General features: G+C 66.5%; 15 protein-coding genes. 9 read left to right on the top strand and 6 right to left on the bottom strand.

What is annotated here, in order from left to right; translation table 11 throughout:
* Positions 1-113: 113 nt before the first annotated feature.
* On the bottom strand, positions 114-476 hold the full coding sequence (locus A9G05_RS02990) for a cupin domain-containing protein (RefSeq protein WP_069559564.1): 363 nt from the start codon (positions 474-476) through the stop codon (positions 114-116).
* Between the two features lie 314 nt (positions 477-790).
* On the opposite strand from A9G05_RS02990, the gene A9G05_RS02985 reads away from it, so the two are divergent.
* Both A9G05_RS02985 and A9G05_RS02980 read left to right on the top strand, forming a co-directional pair.
* On the top strand, positions 791-2,284 hold the full coding sequence (locus A9G05_RS02985) for an aldehyde dehydrogenase (protein ID WP_069559563.1): 1,494 nt from the start codon (positions 791-793) through the stop codon (positions 2,282-2,284).
* A 178-nt stretch (positions 2,285-2,462) separates the two neighbouring features.
* Positions 2,463-3,620 (top strand): MFS transporter, encoded by a 1,158-nt coding sequence (locus A9G05_RS02980; RefSeq protein WP_069559562.1) that lies wholly within the window; start codon positions 2,463-2,465, stop codon positions 3,618-3,620.
* 3 nt (positions 3,621-3,623) lie between these two features.
* Here the strand turns inward: A9G05_RS02980 and A9G05_RS02975 are convergent, their stop codons facing one another.
* Together A9G05_RS02975 and dadR are read right to left on the bottom strand one after the other, a co-directional pair.
* Positions 3,624-4,955 (bottom strand): FAD-binding oxidoreductase, encoded by a 1,332-nt coding sequence (locus A9G05_RS02975; protein ID WP_069559561.1) that lies wholly within the window; start codon positions 4,953-4,955, stop codon positions 3,624-3,626.
* Positions 4,956-5,069: 114 nt separating this feature from the next.
* Positions 5,070-5,558, bottom strand: coding sequence for a transcriptional regulator DadR (gene dadR / locus A9G05_RS02970; protein WP_044400730.1), 489 nt, complete (start codon positions 5,556-5,558; stop codon positions 5,070-5,072).
* A gap of 156 nt (positions 5,559-5,714) precedes the next feature.
* On the opposite strand from dadR, the gene dadA reads away from it, so the two are divergent.
* From dadA to A9G05_RS02945, 5 genes are all read left to right on the top strand, one after another.
* The gene (dadA, locus tag A9G05_RS02965; RefSeq protein WP_069559560.1) at positions 5,715-7,013 is read left to right on the top strand and encodes a D-amino acid dehydrogenase; all 1,299 of its coding nucleotides are present in this window, start codon (positions 5,715-5,717) and stop codon (positions 7,011-7,013) included.
* Positions 6,988-7,341 (top strand): RidA family protein, encoded by a 354-nt coding sequence (locus A9G05_RS02960; protein WP_044400736.1) that lies wholly within the window; start codon positions 6,988-6,990, stop codon positions 7,339-7,341. The genes dadA and A9G05_RS02960 overlap by 26 nt, the downstream gene beginning before the upstream one ends.
* 60 nt (positions 7,342-7,401) lie before the next feature.
* Entirely contained in the window at positions 7,402-8,469 is a 1,068-nt protein-coding gene (alr, locus tag A9G05_RS02955; protein WP_069559559.1) for an alanine racemase, read from the top strand.
* Positions 8,470-8,653: 184 nt separating this feature from the next.
* Positions 8,654-9,202, top strand: coding sequence for a cupin domain-containing protein (locus tag A9G05_RS02950; protein WP_044400741.1), 549 nt, complete (start codon positions 8,654-8,656; stop codon positions 9,200-9,202).
* Positions 9,203-9,329: 127 nt separating this feature from the next.
* Positions 9,330-9,752, top strand: coding sequence for a cytochrome c5 family protein (locus A9G05_RS02945; protein ID WP_069559558.1), 423 nt, complete (start codon positions 9,330-9,332; stop codon positions 9,750-9,752).
* Between the two features lie 110 nt (positions 9,753-9,862).
* Here A9G05_RS02945 and A9G05_RS02940 read toward each other — a convergent pair whose 3' ends face one another.
* Positions 9,863-10,435, bottom strand: a complete 573-nt coding sequence (locus A9G05_RS02940; protein WP_069559557.1) for a xanthine phosphoribosyltransferase — start codon at positions 10,433-10,435, stop codon at positions 9,863-9,865.
* 115 nt (positions 10,436-10,550) lie between these two features.
* The gene (rep, locus tag A9G05_RS02935) at positions 10,551-12,563 is read right to left on the bottom strand and encodes a DNA helicase Rep (RefSeq protein ID WP_069559556.1); all 2,013 of its coding nucleotides are present in this window, start codon (positions 12,561-12,563) and stop codon (positions 10,551-10,553) included.
* Between the two features lie 280 nt (positions 12,564-12,843).
* On the opposite strand from rep, the gene A9G05_RS02930 reads away from it, so the two are divergent.
* Positions 12,844-14,517: a bifunctional diguanylate cyclase/phosphodiesterase gene (locus A9G05_RS02930; protein WP_069559555.1), complete on the top strand. Its 1,674-nt coding sequence runs from the start codon at positions 12,844-12,846 to the stop codon at positions 14,515-14,517.
* Between the two features lie 3 nt (positions 14,518-14,520).
* On the opposite strand, the gene A9G05_RS02925 is transcribed toward A9G05_RS02930, so the two are convergent.
* Complete coding sequence (locus A9G05_RS02925) at positions 14,521-15,912, bottom strand: NorM family multidrug efflux MATE transporter (protein ID WP_069559554.1); 1,392 nt, start codon at positions 15,910-15,912, stop codon at positions 14,521-14,523.
* A gap of 137 nt (positions 15,913-16,049) precedes the next feature.
* On the opposite strand from A9G05_RS02925, the gene A9G05_RS02920 reads away from it, so the two are divergent.
* Positions 16,050-16,967 (top strand): LysR substrate-binding domain-containing protein, encoded by a 918-nt coding sequence (locus tag A9G05_RS02920; RefSeq protein ID WP_069559553.1) that lies wholly within the window; start codon positions 16,050-16,052, stop codon positions 16,965-16,967.
* The last annotated feature ends 43 nt before the right edge of the window (positions 16,968-17,010 follow it).

The following is a 17,010-nucleotide window of genomic DNA, read 5'->3' as shown; positions in this document are numbered from 1 at the left end:
AAGCCCGCCTCATGGCGGGCTTTTTCATGCCTGCGATTTGGCGTGGCGGGCGCGGGACATAAAAAAGCCCGCTTTCGCGGGCCAGGGGTGACAAGCATCGGGTGTCGGCAGGCTTATTTGGTCTGCTCGAAGATGACGTAGACCTTGCGGCAGGCTTCCAGCACTTCCCAGGTGCCGGAGAAGCCGGCCGGGATCACGAAGCGGTCGCCCGCGCGCACGGTCTTGGCGTTGCCGGCGGCGTTGCGGATAACGGAGACGCCCTGGAGAATCTCGCAGTACTCATGCTCGGTGTAGTTCACCGTCCACTGGCCGACCGCGCCCTCCCAGATGCCGACGTTGAACTGTCCGCAGGGGCTGCCGTAGTGGTTGCGCACACTCTGTTCGGGGTCGCCCTTGAGGATCTTCTCGGGTGCGGGGCGGTAGTGCTCGGCGGTGGCGGGGCTGGTGGCGAAGTCGACGATGGATTCGATGTTCATGGCGATTCCGTAGCGGCGTTGTGGAGGTCGCGCGGGGCGGCCTGTTTCTTATTCTGCCCGGTAGGTGTTCGGAATCCCGCCATGCACGGTGGCGGGAAATGCAGAACGCGGGCGTACCGGTCCTGAGTCTATGTTTAATAAAATGAACATTACAAGGCCCCTGCTCCCGGCAGTGTCAAAAATATTGAAAATCCAGGGGCCTCTGGTTTAGGGTGTCGCACAGCTTTGGCCGCGTTTAGGCCTTGCAGAATTCTTGACAGTGTCGGTCCCTCCCCTGCCGGCACTTCCACTAATAAAAGTAAGAGGAACGCCCCATGACCACCCTCACTCGTGCCGACTGGGAACAGCGCGCCAAGTCCCTGCAGATCGAGACCCGCGCCTTCGTCCATGGCGAATACACCCCGGCTGCATCCGGTGCCACCTTCGAGTGCATCAGCCCCGTGGATGGTCGTGTGCTGGGCCTGGTCGCCAGCTGTGACCTGGCCGACGCCGAGGTGGCGGTCAAGGATGCCCGCGCCACCTTCGAATCCGGTGTCTGGTCACGCCTCGCACCGGTGAAGCGCAAGGAAGTGATGATCCGCTTCGCCGACCTGCTGGACGCCCATGCCGAAGAGCTGGCCCTGCTGGAAACCCTGGACATGGGCAAACCGATCGGCGACTCGCTGAGCATCGACGTGCCGTCAGCGTCCCGCGCCATCCGCTGGAGCGGCGAGGCCATCGACAAGATCTACGACGAAGTCGCCGCCACCCCGCACAACGAGCTGGGCCTGGTGACCCGCGAGCCGGTGGGCGTGGTCGCCGCCATCGTGCCGTGGAACTTCCCCCTGCTGATGACTTGCTGGAAGCTCGGCCCGGCGCTGGCCACCGGCAACTCCATCATCCTCAAGCCGTCCGAGAAGTCGCCGCTGACCGGCATCCGCATCGCCCAACTGGCCATCGAAGCCGGCATTCCCGCGGGCGTGTTCAACGTGCTGCCGGGCTTCGGCCACACCGTCGGCAAGGCCCTGGCCCTGCACATGGACGTCGACACCCTGGTGTTCACCGGCTCCACCAAGATCGCCAAGCAACTGATGATCTATGCCGGCGAATCCAACATGAAGCGCGTCTGGCTGGAAGCGGGTGGCAAGAGCCCGAACATCGTCTTCGCCGATGCCCCGGACCTCAAGGCCGCCGCCGAGTCCGCCGCCGCCGCCATCGCCTTCAACCAGGGCGAGGTCTGCACCGCCGGCTCGCGCCTGCTGGTGGAGAACTCCATCAAGGAGAAGTTCGTGCCCATGGTGGTCGAGGCCATCAAGGGCTGGAAACCGGGCCACCCGCTGGACCCGGCTACCAACGTCGGTGCCCTGGTTGACACCACCCAGATGAACAACGTGCTGTCCTACATCCAGGCCGGCCATGACGACGGCGCCAAGCTGGTGGCCGGCGGCAAGCGCGTGATGGAGGAGACCGGTGGCACCTACGTCGAGCCGACCATCTTCGACGGCGTGACCAACGCCATGCGCATCGCCAAGGAAGAGATCTTCGGGCCGGTGCTGTCGGTGATCGGCTTCGACAACGAGGCCGAGGCCGTCGCCATCGCCAACGACACCATCTACGGCCTGGCGGCTGCGGTGTGGACCAGCAACCTGTCCCGCGCCCACCTGGTGGGCAAGGCCCTGCGGGCCGGCAGCGTGTGGATCAACCAGTACGACGGCGGCGACATGACTGCGCCGTTCGGTGGCTTCAAGCAGTCCGGCAACGGTCGCGACAAGTCCCTGCATGCGTTCGACAAGTACACCGAGCTGAAGGCCACCTGGATCAAGCTCTGAACAGCGGCGGTCTGACCGCCTGACACGGCGCGGCCTGGTCCGGTCGCGCCAAGGTCCGCCCTCCCTTCTTGGAGGGCCGGCTCCGCGAGAGCCACACCTGCGGCCGGGTTTCCCTTCGGGAGCCCGGCCGTTTTTGCTTTTCCGCCAGCCAGTAGCCGTAAACGGGAGGAACACCGTCATGCGTTGGGGCACCTATTTCGCCGTGTGTGGCGCCGTCATCAGCATCGGCCTGGCGCTGGGCGTGACCATGCCGCTGGTGTCGCTGCGTCTGGAGAGCTGGCATTACGGCTCGTTTGCCATCGGTGTCATGGCTGCAACCCCGGCGGTGGGCGTGCTCCTCGGCGCTTCCCTGGCCGGACGCCTGGCGGCACGTTTCGGCACCGTCCCGCTGATGCAACTGTGCCTGTTGCTGGGGGCTGTGTCGGTGGCGCTGCTGGCGTTGGTGCAGAGCTACCCGGTCTGGTTGCTGCTGCGGTTGTTCATCGGCGTGGCGCTGACCGTGGTGTTCATTCTCGGCGAGAGCTGGATCAACCAATTGGCGGTGGAGCAGTGGCGTGGTCGCTTGGTGGCGCTGTACGGCACTGGCTATGCACTGAGCCAGTTGTCCGGCCCTCTGCTGCTGACTCTGCTGGGCAGCGACACGGACCGCGGCTTCTGGACCGGTACCGGCCTGTTGATCGGCGGTTCGCTGATCTTGCTCGGGCGTGGCGGCGCGCCCCAGGTCGACGAGCACGGCGCCTCCGGGCGTGGTCTCTGGGTCTTCTGCCAGCGCATGCCGACCATCGCCTGGGCGGTGGTGCTGTTCGCGGCCTTCGAAGCGATGATGCTCACCCTGTTGCCGGTCTACGGCCTGCGCCAGGGCTTCACCCAGGAGGTGGCCCTGCTGATGGCCAGCGTGGTGGTGGTGGGGGATGCGGCCCTGCAATTGCCTATCGGCTGGATGGCGGACCGAGTACCCCGGCGCGCGCTGTTCCGGGCCTGCGGCCTGGCCCTGCTGCTGTCGAGCCTGAGCGTGCCGCTGCTGCTGCACACGCCGCTGATCTGGCCGGTGTGGGTGGTGTTCGGCGCCAGCGCCGGGGGGTTGTTCACCCTGGCGCTGATCCTGATCGGCGAGCGCTTCCGGGACGATGAACTGGTGCGGGCTAACGCTCATGTGGCCCAGCTCTGGGGGATCGGCTGCCTGATCGGGCCGCTGGTGACCGGTGCTGCCAGCCAGTGGATCAGCGGCCATGCGTTGCCGCTGATGATGGCTGTAGGGGCGGCCGGTTTCGTCTGGCTGGCCTGGACCCGGGAGCCGATGGGCGAAGATACCCCGGTCGGCTCCCCGGGCGCCTGAGGGTCAGCGCGCCAGGCTGTTGCCCACCGTCTCGCGCAGGCGGTACCAGAGCATCCCCAGTGCCAGCAGCGGCGAGCGCAGCAGGCGGCCGCCGGGGAAGGTGATGTGGGGCACCTTGGCGAACACTTCGAAACCGCTGCCCTGCTCGCCGCAGATGGCTTCCGCCAGCAGCTTGCCGGCCAGGTGAGTGGCGTTCACCCCGTGGCCCGAGTAGGCCTGGGCGAAGTAGACGTTCGGGTGCCCGGGCAGGCGACCGATCTGCGGCAGTCGGTTGGCACCGATGCCGATCATGCCGCCCCAGTGGTAGTCGATGCGTACGTCGGCCAACTGGGGGAAGGTCGCCAGCATCTTCGGCTGCATGTATGAGGCGATGTCCGCCGGATCACGCCCGGAGTAGTGGCAGGCGCCGCCGAACAGCAGACGGCGGTCGGCGGAAAGGCGGTAGTAGTCCAGGGCCACGCGCTGGTCACAGACCGCCATGTTCTGCGGCAGCAGCTCCCGCGCCAGGTCTTCGGGCAGCGGCTCGGTGGCGATGATGTAGCTGCCGGCCGGGAGCACCTTGCCGCCCAGGGTCGGGTCGAGGTCATTGATGTAGGCATTGCAGCCCAGCACCAGGGTGGCGGCCTTCACCTGACCGCTGGCGGTGTGCACCGTCACCTCGGGGCCATGGTCGATGTGCGTGGCAGCGGAGTGTTCGAATATCCGCACGCCCAGGGAGGTGGCTGCCGCCGCTTCGCCCAATGCGAGGTTGAGCGGGTGCAGGTGCCCCGAGCCCATGTCGATGAGTCCGCCGGCATAGCGGTCGGACCCCACCACGCTGCGCATGTCACCGGGTTGCACCAGCTTCATCTCGTGGCGATAGCCGAGCCCGCGCAGCTCCTCCATGTCCTCGGCGAAGCCGGCGAAGTCGCGGGCCGTGTTGGCCAGGTCGCAGTAACCCCAGGTCAGGTCGCAGTCGATGGCGAACTCGTCCACCCGCTGGCGCACCAGTTCCACGGCCTCCAGGCCCATCAGCTTGAGGGCACGCACGCCTTCGGCGCCGATCGCCGGCTCGAAGTGGTCGACGTCATGGCCGACGCCCCGGATCAACTGGCCGCCATTGCGCCCGCTGGCGCCCCAGCCCACCTGGCGGGCCTCCAGGAGGACCACCGAAATGCCGCGGCGGGCCAGTTCGATGGCGGTGTTGAGGCCGGAGAATCCCCCGCCGACGATGCACACGTCGGCCCGGACCTCGCCCTGCAGGGGGGGGTAGGCCAGTTGGCGGTTGGCGGTGGCGGCGTAATAGGAGGGGGCGTGGCGGTCGCTGTGGACCGGTTGGCGAACGCGGGCGTTCATGGGCGCAATCCTGATTCTTGTGTTTGAAAAAAGCGACGCAGGATAGGCAGGCCCGTTCCTGTGCGCCAAGGGGACTTCGGGAAAAATCCCTGTGCCCCCGGGGCAAGGATCGGCTCAGTCGGGAATGGGCAGGCTGAGGGTTTCCTTCACCTCTTCCATCACGATGTAGGACTTGGATTCGCGGACGTGGGGCAACTTGAGGAGGATGTCGCCCAGCAGCTTGCGGTAGGAGGCCATCTCGTTGATGCGGGCTTTCACCAGGTAGTCGAAGTCACCGGACACCAGGTGGCATTCGAGCACGTGGGGCAGCTTGAGCACGGCGCGGCGGAACTCCTCGAAGGTGTCGCCGGACTTGTAGTCCAGGCTGATCTCGACGAACACCAGCAGGCTGGCCTTGAGGTGCTGCGGGTTCAGGCGGGCGTTGTAGCCCATGATGATCCCCTCGCGCTCCAGGCGGCGGACGCGCTCGGTGCAGGGCGTTGTCGACAACCCCACCCGCTCGCCCAGCTCGGTGAAGGAGATGCGGCCGTCCTCCTGGAGGATGCGTAAAATATTCCGGTCTATCTTGTCCAGCTCACGACGCGATTGATGCTGGGTTCTCATGGTGGATGCCCCTCCGCAAAAGCCGATATTGCCAAGAATTATCGCCAAATATAGCTGGCTATATAGTGAATATCACTGGTCACGCCTTCTTATACTGCCGACATCTACGCTCAAAGTAACAAACGCGCCGGCAAGGCCGTCGCGGTGGAGGCAGACATGCGAGTAATGGTGCTGGGCAGCGGCGTGATTGGTACCGCGAGTGCCTACTATCTGGCCCGGGAAGGCTTCGAGGTGGTGGTGGTGGACCGTCAGCCGGCCGTCGCCATGGAAACCTCCTTCGCCAACGCAGGCCAGGTCTCGCCTGGCTACGCATCCCCCTGGGCCGCCCCCGGCGTGCCGCTCAAGGCCATCAAGTGGCTGATGCAGCGCCACGCGCCTCTGGCCATCAAGGCCACCGGCAGCCTGGACCAGTACCTGTGGATGGCGCAGATGCTGCGCAACTGTACCGCGTCCCGCTATGCGGTGAACAAGGAGCGCATGGTGCGCCTGTCCGAGTACAGCCGCGACTGCCTCGACGAGTTGCGCGCCGAAACCGGCATTGCCTATGAAGGCCGCCAGCTCGGCACCACCCAGTTGTTCCGCACTCAGGCCCAGGTCGACGCGGCCGCCAAGGACATCGCCGTCCTCGAGCGCTCCGGTGTGCCCTACGAGATCCTCGACCGCGACGGCATCGCCCGCGTCGAGCCGGCCCTGGCCAGGGTCAAGCACAAGCTCGCTGGTGCCCTGCGCCTGCCCAACGACCAGACCGGCGATTGCCAGATGTTCACCTCCCGCCTGGCCGAGATGGCCGTGCAGCTGGGGGTCGAGTTCCGCTTCGGCCAGGACATCCAGCGCCTGGACTTCGCCGGCGACCGCATCAACGGCGTATGGATCGACGGCAAGCTGGAAACCGCTGACCGTTACGTCCTCGCCCTCGGCAGCTACAGCCCGCAACTGCTCAAGCCGCTGGGCATCAAGGCCCCGGTGTACCCGCTCAAGGGCTACTCGCTGACCGTGCCGATCACCAACGGTGCCATGGCTCCGACCTCGACCATCCTGGACGAGACCTACAAGGTCGCCATCACCCGTTTCGACGACCGCATCCGCGTCGGCGGCATGGCGGAGATCGCCGGCTTCGACCTGTCGCTGAACCCGCGCCGTCGCGAGACCCTGGAAATGATCACCACCGACCTCTACCCGGAAGGTGGTGACGTGGCCAAGGCCGAGTTCTGGACCGGCCTGCGCCCGGCGACCCCGGACGGCACCCCCATCGTCGGGGCCACGCCGTACCGCAACCTGTTCCTCAACACCGGACACGGTACCCTTGGCTGGACCATGGCCTGCGGTTCCGGCCGCCTGCTGGCGGACCTGATGGCGCGCAAGCGCCCGCAGATCAGCGCCGAAGGCCTGGATATCTTCCGCTACGGCAATTCCAAGGAGACCTCGAGCAATGCCAATCCAGCGACTGCACACTGAAACCCGCTACAGCGAAATCGTCATCCACAACGGCACGGTCTACCTGGCCGGCCAGCTTGACGAGAAGCTCAGCGCCGGGATCGGCCAGCAGACCCGCGAGACCCTCGCCAGCATCGACAAGCTGCTGGCCGAGGCCGGTACCGACAAGAGCCATCTGCTCTCGGTGACCATCTACCTCAAGGACATGGCGGCCGACTACGCCGCCATGAACGCGATCTGGGACGCCTGGCTGCCGAAGGGCGCCGCCCCGGCCCGCGCCTGTGTCGAGGCCCGGATGTATTCCCCCGAGGTGCTGGTGGAGATGACCGTCGTCGCCGCCCTGCCCTGACCCCTTCCTCAGCCCGGCGCCCGAGCCGGGTTTTTTCCATAACCAGAAGAAGTGCCCGCCATGCGTCCCGCCCGTGCCCTCATCGACCTCGAAGCGCTGCGCCACAACTACCGCCTCGCCCGTGAAGCCTCCGGTGCCCGAGCACTGGCGGTGGTCAAGGCCGATGCCTACGGGCATGGCGCCGTTCGCTGCGCCCGTGCCCTGGAGGCCGAGGCCGACGGGTTCGCCGTGGCGTGCATCGAAGAGGCGCTGGCCCTGCGCGAGGCGGGTATCCGTGCACCGATCCTGCTGCTCGAAGGCTTCTTCGAGGCCGACGAGCTGGCGCTGATCGAACGGCATGACTTCTGGTGCGTCCTGCATGCTCCCTGGCAACTGGAAGCGGTGGAGCGAGCCACCCTCGCCCGGCCGTTGACCTTCTGGCTGAAGATGGATTCCGGGATGCACCGCGTGGGCTTCCACCCCGCCGAGTTCCGCGACGCCCACCAGCGCCTGCTGGCCAGTGGCAAGGCGGCCAAGGTGGTGCTGATGAGCCACTTCGCCCGTGCCGACGAACTGGACAGTGATAGCTGCGCCCAGCAAGTCGCCGTGTTCCAGCAGGCCCGCACCGGTATCGAGGCGGAAGTCAGCCTGCGCAACTCGCCGGCCCTGCTGGGCTGGCCCCAGGTTCCCAGTGACTGGGTGCGCCCCGGCATCATGCTTTACGGCGCCACCCCCTTCGAGCAGGCGCATCCCCTGGCCGACCGCCTCAAGCCGGTGATGACCCTGGAGTCCAAGGTCATCAGCGTGCGTGAGCTCCCGGCCGGGCAACCGGTGGGTTATGGCGCGCGCTTCGTCACCGAGCGGCCGACCCGGGTCGGCGTGGTGGCCATGGGGTATGCCGATGGCTACCCGCGTCACGCGCCCACCGGCACGCCGGTGGCCATTGATGGCCAGCCCTCGCGGCTGATCGGCCGGGTCTCCATGGACATGCTCACCGTCGACCTCACCGACCTGCCCCAGGCCGGCCTCGGCAGCCGCGTCGAACTGTGGGGCAGCCAGGTGTCCGCCGCCGAGGTGGCGATGCACGCCGGGACCATTCCCTACCAGATCTTCTGCAACCTGCGCCGGGTTCCCCTTATCGAGCGCTAGGCCTTGCCCGGCGGGGCTTACGGACCATTGGTTGCTTGCCAACTTGCTGATTTTCCTGGGATTTACCAGGGGGTACGTTTTTTTGCGCAGTATTGACGGCCGAAGTGTTGTAAATACTGAACGCTAGCCGCATGATTGCGCGCACCAAGCCCCCCTAACAAGAATCCAGAGGAGGATCCCAGCATTGGACGTCGGTGTTCGACTGCAAGCTATCCGCAAGCTCAAAGGCCTTTCCCAGCGTGAACTCGCCAAACGTGCAGGCGTTACCAACAGCACGATTTCCATGATCGAGAAGAACAGCGTCAGCCCCTCCATCAGTTCGCTGAAGAAGGTGCTCGGGGGCATCCCCATGTCGCTGGTGGAGTTCTTTTCCCTCGACCTGGAACAGGATAACCAGACCCAGGTGGTCTATCGGGCCTCCGAACTCACCGACATCTGCAGTGGCGCCATCACCATGAAACTGGTGGGCAAGGCCCACCCCAGCCGCGCCATTGCCTTCCTCGATGAAACCTACCCGCCGGGCACCGACACCGGTGACGAGATGTACGCCCATGAGGGCGAAGAGGCCGGCATGCTGGTCGAAGGGCGTCTCGAACTGACCGTCGGCAACGACGTGTACATCCTCGAACCGGGCGACAGCTACTACTTCGAAAGCAGCCGTCCGCACCGCTTCCGCAATCCGTTCGACCTGCCGGCTCGCCTGATCAGCGCGACCACTCCGGCAAACTTCTGAAAGACCGCTGCCGCCGATATCCCTGCGACGCGTTGGGTTGTTTCGGCCAGACGGCCATGACGTTATACTTGCGCCCGCTCGCGAAACCGTGGCCGCGGGCGTATCTAGCCACGATGAGGGTGAAAGGGTGAACCTGATAAATAAGATGCTGGCAGCGCATGTTGCCGTATTGGCCCTGTGGGCAGTTAGCGCCCAGGCCGCGACCGACGACGCCATCGCCGAGCGCATCAAGCCGGTGGGCGAGGTCTGCGTGCAGGGTCAGGAATGCAAGGGTGTCGGCGCCGTGGCAGCGGCCGCAGGCGGCGGCGCACGTACGCCGGACGACATCATCGCCAAGCACTGTGGCGCCTGCCACACCGCTGGCGTGCTGGGTGCACCGAAGATCGGTGACACTGCAGCCTGGAAAGAGCGTGCAGACCACCAGGGCGGCCTCGACGGCATCCTGGCCAAGGCCATCACCGGCATCAACGCCATGCCGCCGAAGGGCACCTGCGCCGACTGCACCGACGACGAACTGAAAGCTGCCATCCAGAAGATGTCCGGCCTGTAAGCGTCGCGAAGCATCGAAAAAGCCGCCCGAGGGCGGCTTTTTTGTGCCTGCGCGGTGCGACTCGTTGTCGCAGCACCGCCGGGCCCGAGGTGTTCGGGCCCGGCAACGGGTCAGTCGATGAAGCTGACCTTGCCATCCGCGAGGGAGGCCACACGAGCCAGCGCCTCGATGCGGTAGCCCTCTTCCTCCAGCAGGCGGCGTCCGTCCTGGAAGGACTTCTCGATGACGATGCCGAGGCCGGCGATGCTCGCGCCCGCCTGGCCGATCAGGTCGATCAGCGCCTTGGCCGCATGGCCGTTGGCGAGGAAGTCATCGATCACCAGCACATGGTCGGCGGCCGTCAGGTGCTTGGCGGAGATGGCGATGGTGCTCTCGGTCTGCTTGGTGAAGGAGAACACCTTGGAGATCAGCAGGTCGTTCTTCAGCGTCAGCGACTGGAACTTGCGGGCGAAGATCACCGGTATGCCCAGCTCGAGGCCGGCCATCACGGCCGGGGCGATGCCCGAGGCCTCGATGGTGACGATCTTGGTGATGCCCTGGCCGCGGAAGCGCTCGGCGAACTCATGGCCGATGAACTGCATGAGTTTGGGGTCGATCTGGTGGTTGAGGAAGGCGTCGACCTTGAGCACCTGGTCGGAAAGCACGATGCCTTCGGAAAGGATCTTTTCTTTGAGAATGTCCACGGGAGGGGCTTCCTGCGAAGCGGCTGTCGCTGATGAAGCGGCGCATTCTACCTTGGCCAGGGGGCATTGCGCGATGCCCTTCTGGTCGTTCGGTCAGACTTCTCCGCAGGCCCGGTCAGGGCTTCTTCAGCATGGCCCGGATGTCCGCCAGCGCCGTGTTGCCACGCACCGCCTTCACCTCGGTCGGCGTATCGTCCATGCCTTCCCACTCCAGGTCCTCCGGCGGCAGCTCGTCGAGGAAGCGGCTGGGTGAGCAGTCGATGATCTCGCCGTACTGCTTGCGCTTGGCGGCGAAGGTCATCGCCAGGTTCTGCCGGGCGCGGGTGATGCCCACGTAGGCCAGGCGGCGCTCCTCCTCGATGGTGTCGGCCTCGATGCTGGAGCGGTGCGGAAGGATGTCCTCCTCCACGCCCATGATGAACACGTAGGGAAACTCCAGGCCTTTGGAGGTGTGCAGGGTCATCATCTGCACCCCTTCGGCGCCCTCTTCCTCCTCCTGCTGGCGTTCGAGCATGTCGCGCAACACCAGCTTGGCGATGGCCTCCTCGATGGTCATGCCACCTTCCTCGTCGCGCTCGAGGGTGTTCTTCAGCGCATCCACGAGGAACCACACGTTGCCCATGCGGAAGTCGGCGACCTTGTCGCTGGAGGCGTTCTGGCGGATCCAGTTCTCGTAGTCGATGTCCATCACCATGCTGCGCAGGGCGGCGATCGGGTCGCTCTCCGCGCACTGCTGGCGGACCTTGTCCATGAAGCGCTTGAAGCGCTGCAGGCGCTCGGTGTAGCGGCTGTCCAGGTGCTCGGCCAGGCCGATCTCGTCGGCGGCGGCGTACATCGAGATCTTCCGCTCGGTGGCGTAGTTGCCGAGCTTCTCCAGGGTGGTGGAGCCGATCTCCCGGCGCGGCACGTTGATCACCCGCAGGAAGGCGTTGTCGTCGTCCGGGTTCACCAGCAGGCGGAAGTAGGACATCAGGTCCTTCACTTCCTGGCGTCCGAAGAAGCTGGTGCCGCCCGAGAGCCGGTAGGGAATCTGGTGGTGCTGCAGCTTCAGCTCCATCAGCTTGGCCTGGTGGTTGCCCCGGTAGAGGATGGCGAAGTCGCTGTAGGGCCGCTGGGTGCGCAGGTGCAGGGTGAGGATCTCCATGGCGATGCGCTCGGCCTCGGCGTCCTCGTTGCGGCAGCGGATCACCCGGATCGGGTCGCCCACGCCCATCTCGCTCCACAGCTGCTTCTCGAACACGTGGGGGTTGTTGGCGATCAGCACGTTGGCGCACTTGAGGATGCGGCTGGTGGAGCGATAGTTCTGCTCCAGCATCACCACCTTGAGCGAAGGGAAGTCCTCCTTCAGCTGCATCAGGTTCTCCGGCCTTGCGCCGCGCCAGGCGTAGATCGACTGGTCGTCGTCGCCCACCACGGTGAACTGCGCGCGGTGCTGCACCAGCAGCTTCACCAGCAGGTACTGGCTGGCGTTGGTGTCCTGGTACTCGTCCACCAGCATGTAGCGCACCCGGTACTGCCACTTTTCGAGGATGTCCGGGTTGTCCTGGAAGAGCTTCACCGGCAGCAGGATCAGGTCGTCGAAGTCCACCGCGTTGTAGGCCTTCAGCGTGCGCTGGTAGTGCAGGTAGACGATGGCGGCGGTCTGCTCCTTGGGGTTGCGCGCGTTGGCCAGGGCCTCCTCGGGCAGTATCAGGTCGTTCTTCCAGTTGCCGATGCAGTTCTTGATCTCGTCGACGCCGTCGTCGCCCGAGTACTCCTTCTGCATGATGTCCGACAGCAGCGCCTTGATGTCCGTCTCGTCGAAGATCGAGAACCCCGGCTTGTAGCCCAGCCGCGCATGCTCCTTGCGGATGATGTTCAGGCCCAGGTTGTGGAAGGTGGACACCGTCAGCCCACGGCCTTCGGCACCGCGCAGCAGGCTGCTGACACGCTCCTTCATCTCGCGGGCGGCCTTGTTGGTGAAGGTCACGGCGACGATGTGCTGGGCGCGGATACCGCACTGCTGGACGAGGTAGGCGATCTTGCGGGTGATCACGCTGGTCTTGCCGGAACCGGCACCGGCGAGCACCAGGAGCGGGCCGCCGACGTAGTTCACGGCTTCCTGCTGCCGGGGGTTGAGTCGGGACATGCGGGCTGTACGGGCAAGGGAATGGCCGCGCATTCTATCAAACCCCGCCGGGCATGCCGAAGTCCGTTCCACAGTGTGATCCAGCACCCCTTTGGGGCAGGTTGCGACTTGGCTATTTCCCCACTTCCAGTACGATTGTTCCGGCACCTGGGTTTGAGAGGCGATCTCATTCGAACCAGGCAGGCCAACAACGTGCCGATCGTGCATGAATAAAACGACGTCGACTACGACGCGAACAGGCGCCTGGCGCCACTGCTTCTTGTGACCTGGGGAGGTCCGATTGTCTGCGCTCGCGAAGCCCCTGCACCTGTTGCTGCTGGCGGACACGCCTGGCTGGGCGGAAGGGGCTCGCCCGCTGTTCGAGGCCCTCGGGCCCGATTACCTCCTGATCACCGCCCCCACCTGGGAAGCCGCCTCGAGCCTGTTCGACGACGGCACCGAAGGCATTCTCTTCTGCACCGCCGAGCTGTTGCCCATGCCCGGCCGCTGCCACCTGCCCACCGTGCTGCTGCTGGAACAGGACCCGGGCGAGCTGCCCGCCGGCGTCCATGACTGGCTGCCGCGCGAGCGCCTCGACCTGGATCTGCTGCGCCGCTGCCTGCGCTATCTCGGCGAGCGCCAGCGGATGCAGGGCACCCTGCAGGGCCTCGCCGAGCAGGACCCGCTCACCGGCATCGCCAACCGCCAGGGCTTCCAGACCCTCCTGGCCGCGCGGCTGGTGGAATACGGCGGCACCGGCCTGACCCTCGGCCACCTCGACCTGGACAACTTCCGCCACGCCAACGATGCCCTCGGCTACCAGGCCGGTGACCGGCTGATCCTGCAGGTGGTGGCGCGGCTCAAGGCCGAGCTGTCCCCCGGTGACCAGGTCGCCCGCCTGGGCAGCGACGAATTCGCCCTGCTGCTGGATACCCGCCGCGACCCGCAGCGCGCCGAGCGCCTGGCCTCGCGCCTGATGGAGGCCCTCGGCGAGCCCTTCTGGGTCGATGGCGAGAGCCTGCTGATCGGTTGCAGCCTGGGCCTGGCCCACGCCTGCCCGGACGAAGGCGCCGACCCGCTGATGTGGCACGCCCACATCGCCATGCAGCAGGCCAAGGGCGCCCAGGGCTGCACCTTCCACCTCTTCGACGCGCGCCTCAACCGCGGCGCCCGCAGCCTTGCCGACCTGGAAGGCGAGTTGCGCCGGGCGCTGCGCCGGGACGAACTGGAGCTGCACTACCAGCCGCGCCTGTGCCTGAAGACCGGCCGCATCGTTGGCCTCGAAGCCCTAGTGCGCTGGCGTCACGCCGAGCGCGGTCTGCTGGCGCCCAGCGAGTTCGTGCCCCTGGCCGAGCAGAGCGGGCTGATCGTGCCGCTGGGCTACTGGGTCATCGCCCGTGCCCTGCGCGACATGCAGTGGCTGCGCGGGCGCGGCCTGCCGGCGCTGCACATGGCGGTGAACCTGTCGTTCCGCCAGTTCCAGGACAGCCAGTTGCTGCCCACCCTCACCCGCCTCATCGACGAGCGCGGCGTGGATGCCCGCTGGCTGGAATTCGAACTGACCGAGACCGCCGTCATGCGCCGCAGCGAGCAGGTGCTCACCACCATGCAGGCACTGGGCAAGGTGGGCGTGCGCTTCTCCCTGGACGATTTCGGCACCGGCTTCTCCTCCTTCGTTCACCTCAACAGCCTGCCCATCACCCTGCTGAAGATCGACAAGAGCTTCGTCGGCGGCATGCAGGCACGCCCGGAGAATCAGCAACTGGTGCGGGCCATGATCAACCTGGCGCACAACCTCAAGCTCGAAGTGGTGGCCGAGGGCGTGGAGAACACCGACCAGCTCGCCCTGCTGCGCCAGTTCGGCTGCGACCAGGTGCAGGGCTACTGGATCAGCAAGCCCCTGCCGCTGGCGGAACTGGCGCGCTTCCTAGTGTTCGGCGTGCGCCAGCCGGCCCTCGGCCAGCCCGAGGGCTGAGCTTCAGGCCGCCACCGAAGCCCGGGCGGCAACCGCCGGCTCGACGCGCAACAGGCGGCGGGTCTTGAACTCGAAGCCCAGGGTCAGCCCCAGCGCCGCGCAGGCCAGGCCCGAGGCCAGCCCCCACCACACGCCCTGCGGGCCCCAGCCGAAGTGGAAGGCCAGCAGCCAGGCCGCCGGGGCGCCGACCAGCCAGTAGCAGCCGAGGCCGACCAGGAAGGTGGTCTTGGCATCCTTCAGCCCCCGGATGGCGCCCATGGCGATGGTCTGGATACCGTCGAACAGCTCGAACCAGGCCGCGATCGCCAGCAGGCCCACGGCCATCTGCACCACCGCTTCGAACTCGGCGTTGCCACGCTCCAGGAACAGCCCCACCACCCACTCCGGCGCCAGCCAGAACAGCGCGGCGAAGCTCAGCATGCAACCGGCGCCCAGGCCGATGCCCAGCCGCCCGGCGCGGCGTGCGTCTTCCAGGCGGCCGGCGCCGAAGTGCTGGCCGATACGGAAGGTCACCGCGTAGGAGATGCCCACCGGCACCATGAAGGCCACGTACACCGACATGATCGCCACCTGGTGCGCGGCCAGCGCCTGGCTGCCCAGGGCTCCCATGCACAGCGCAGCGAAGGCGAACAGGCCGGACTCCACCGCATAGGTGCCACCGATGGGCAGGCCCAGGCGCAGCAGCTCGCGCAGGTCGTCCAGGCGCGGCTGCAGCAGGCCGTGGCGCAGTGAGTAGGCGGCATAGGCCGGGTGGCGCGTCACGTGCCAGGCCAGCAGCAGCGCCATGGCGGTCATCACCAGCGCGGTGATCAGGCCGATGCCCGCCAGGCCCAGCCGGGGCAGGCCGAACCAGCCGTGGATCAGCACATAGTTCAGGGCGAAGTTGGCCAGCGCCCCGCCGATGCTGATGGCCATCACCGGGCCGGGCCGGCCGATGGCGCTGGTGAAGCCGCGCAGGGCCATGAAGGTCATGTAACCGGGCAACGCGAACACCAGGGTGGAGAGGAACTGCATGGCACCCTCGATGTTGTGCGCCTCCTGGCCGAACAGCCGCAGCAGCGGTGCCAGGTTCCACAGCAGCAGCCCAGCCGCCAGGGCCAGGCCCCAGCCGAGCCACAGCCCGGCCTGGGTCAGCCGGGCGGCGCCGGCCACGTCCCCGGCGCCGTGGCGGATAGCCACCAGGTTGCCCACGGCGGCGATCACCCCCACACAGAAGATCGAGACGAAGGAATAGCTCGCCGCACCCAGGCCGCCGGCGGCCAGCTCGGCCGGGCCCAGCAGGCCCATCATCACCGTGTCGGTGAACACCATCAGCACGTTGGCCAATTGCGCGGCGATCAGTGGGCCGGCAAGGCGGAGGATGGCCAGGAGTTCCGGCCGGAGGGATGCAGGCATGAGTAATGATCACCACTGAGGGAAGAGACGCCAGGCGGGCGGCCCTGATGCGGCTAATTCTCCCAAGCCTTGAAGCCCCGCCACAAAAGGAAAAAAATGATCCCTTTCATGACTCTGACTCATGCAAGAGTGCCGCCATGTCCCGCCGTCTGCCCCCGCTTTACGCCCTGCGTGCCTTCGAAGCAGCGGCGCGCAACGCCTCCTTCACCCGCGCGGCCGAAGAGCTGGCCATCACCCAGAGCGCGGTGAGCCGGCACATCCGCACCCTGGAAGAGCACTTCGCCTGCCGTCTGTTCGAGCGCCGGGGCCGCCACCTGCAACTGACCGAGGCGGCGCGGGTCATCCTCCCCGGCCTGCGCGAGGGCTTCGATGCCCTGGAGCGTGCCTGCTCCATCCTGCGGGTGGACGACGGCAACCTCTGTCTCAAGGCCCCCTCCACTCTCACTATGCGCTGGCTGCTGGCGCGGCTGTCGCGCTTCCGTCACCTCAACCCGGAGAACGAGGTTCAACTCACCAGCGCCTGGATGGACGTGGACAAGGTGGACTTCCAGCACGAGCCGTTCGACTGCGCGGTGCTGCTCTCCGATGGTCATTTCACCCAGGACTGGGAGGTCACGCTGCTGTTCCCGGAATGGCTGATCCCGGTCTGCGAGTCGTCCAAGGCCCGCCAGCCCTGGACCGTGCAGCAACTGCGCCAGGCCGAGCTGCTGCATCCCACGCCGGACCGCCGCGACTGGCGGCGCTGGCTGCAGCGCATGGGGCTGGAGGAGCAGGTCTCCCTCAAGGGTGGCCAGGTGTTCGACACCCTGGAGCTGGGAATCGTTGCTGCGGCCCGGGGCTACGGGGTGTCCATCGGCGACCTGGTGATGATCGCCGAGGATGCCACCAGCGGCCGCATCGGCCTGCCCTGGCCGGCGGCAGTGGCCAGCGGCGAGAGCTATTACCTGGTCTGGCCACGCGGTCGCCGGGACCAGGAGCGCCTGCAGCGGCTGCGTGACTTCCTCCTCGCCGAGGTAGCCGCCATGGACCTGCCGGCCGTGGAATTGCTGGACTGAGGTGACGGCGACACCAGGAAAAACAGGCCGTCGCGAAGCACGG

The organism is Pseudomonas sp. ENNP23, assembly GCF_001728945.1.
GTDB lineage: Bacteria > Pseudomonadota > Gammaproteobacteria > Pseudomonadales > Pseudomonadaceae > Metapseudomonas > Metapseudomonas otitidis.
The sequence above is the reverse complement of the archived record's forward strand: the minus strand, read 5'-3'. Positions and strand labels throughout refer to the sequence as shown.

Excerpts from the sequence above, each read along its gene's own strand:
- A9G05_RS02990 (WP_069559564.1), bottom strand. The coding sequence starts at position 476 with ATGAACATCGAATCCATCGTCGACTTCGCCACCAGCCCCGCCACCGCC.
- A9G05_RS02985 (WP_069559563.1), top strand. The coding sequence starts at position 791 with ATGACCACCCTCACTCGTGCCGACTGGGAACAGCGCGCCAAGTCCCTG.
- A9G05_RS02980 (WP_069559562.1), top strand. The coding sequence starts at position 2,463 with ATGCGTTGGGGCACCTATTTCGCCGTGTGTGGCGCCGTCATCAGCATC.
- A9G05_RS02975 (WP_069559561.1), bottom strand. The coding sequence starts at position 4,955 with ATGAACGCCCGCGTTCGCCAACCGGTCCACAGCGACCGCCACGCCCCC.
- dadR (WP_044400730.1), bottom strand. The coding sequence starts at position 5,558 with ATGAGAACCCAGCATCAATCGCGTCGTGAGCTGGACAAGATAGACCGG.
- dadA (WP_069559560.1), top strand. The coding sequence starts at position 5,715 with ATGCGAGTAATGGTGCTGGGCAGCGGCGTGATTGGTACCGCGAGTGCC.
- A9G05_RS02960 (WP_044400736.1), top strand. The coding sequence starts at position 6,988 with ATGCCAATCCAGCGACTGCACACTGAAACCCGCTACAGCGAAATCGTC.
- alr (WP_069559559.1), top strand. The coding sequence starts at position 7,402 with ATGCGTCCCGCCCGTGCCCTCATCGACCTCGAAGCGCTGCGCCACAAC.
- rep (WP_069559556.1), bottom strand. The coding sequence starts at position 12,563 with ATGTCCCGACTCAACCCCCGGCAGCAGGAAGCCGTGAACTACGTCGGC.
- A9G05_RS02925 (WP_069559554.1), bottom strand. The coding sequence starts at position 15,912 with ATGCCTGCATCCCTCCGGCCGGAACTCCTGGCCATCCTCCGCCTTGCC.
- A9G05_RS02920 (WP_069559553.1), top strand. The coding sequence starts at position 16,050 with ATGTCCCGCCGTCTGCCCCCGCTTTACGCCCTGCGTGCCTTCGAAGCA.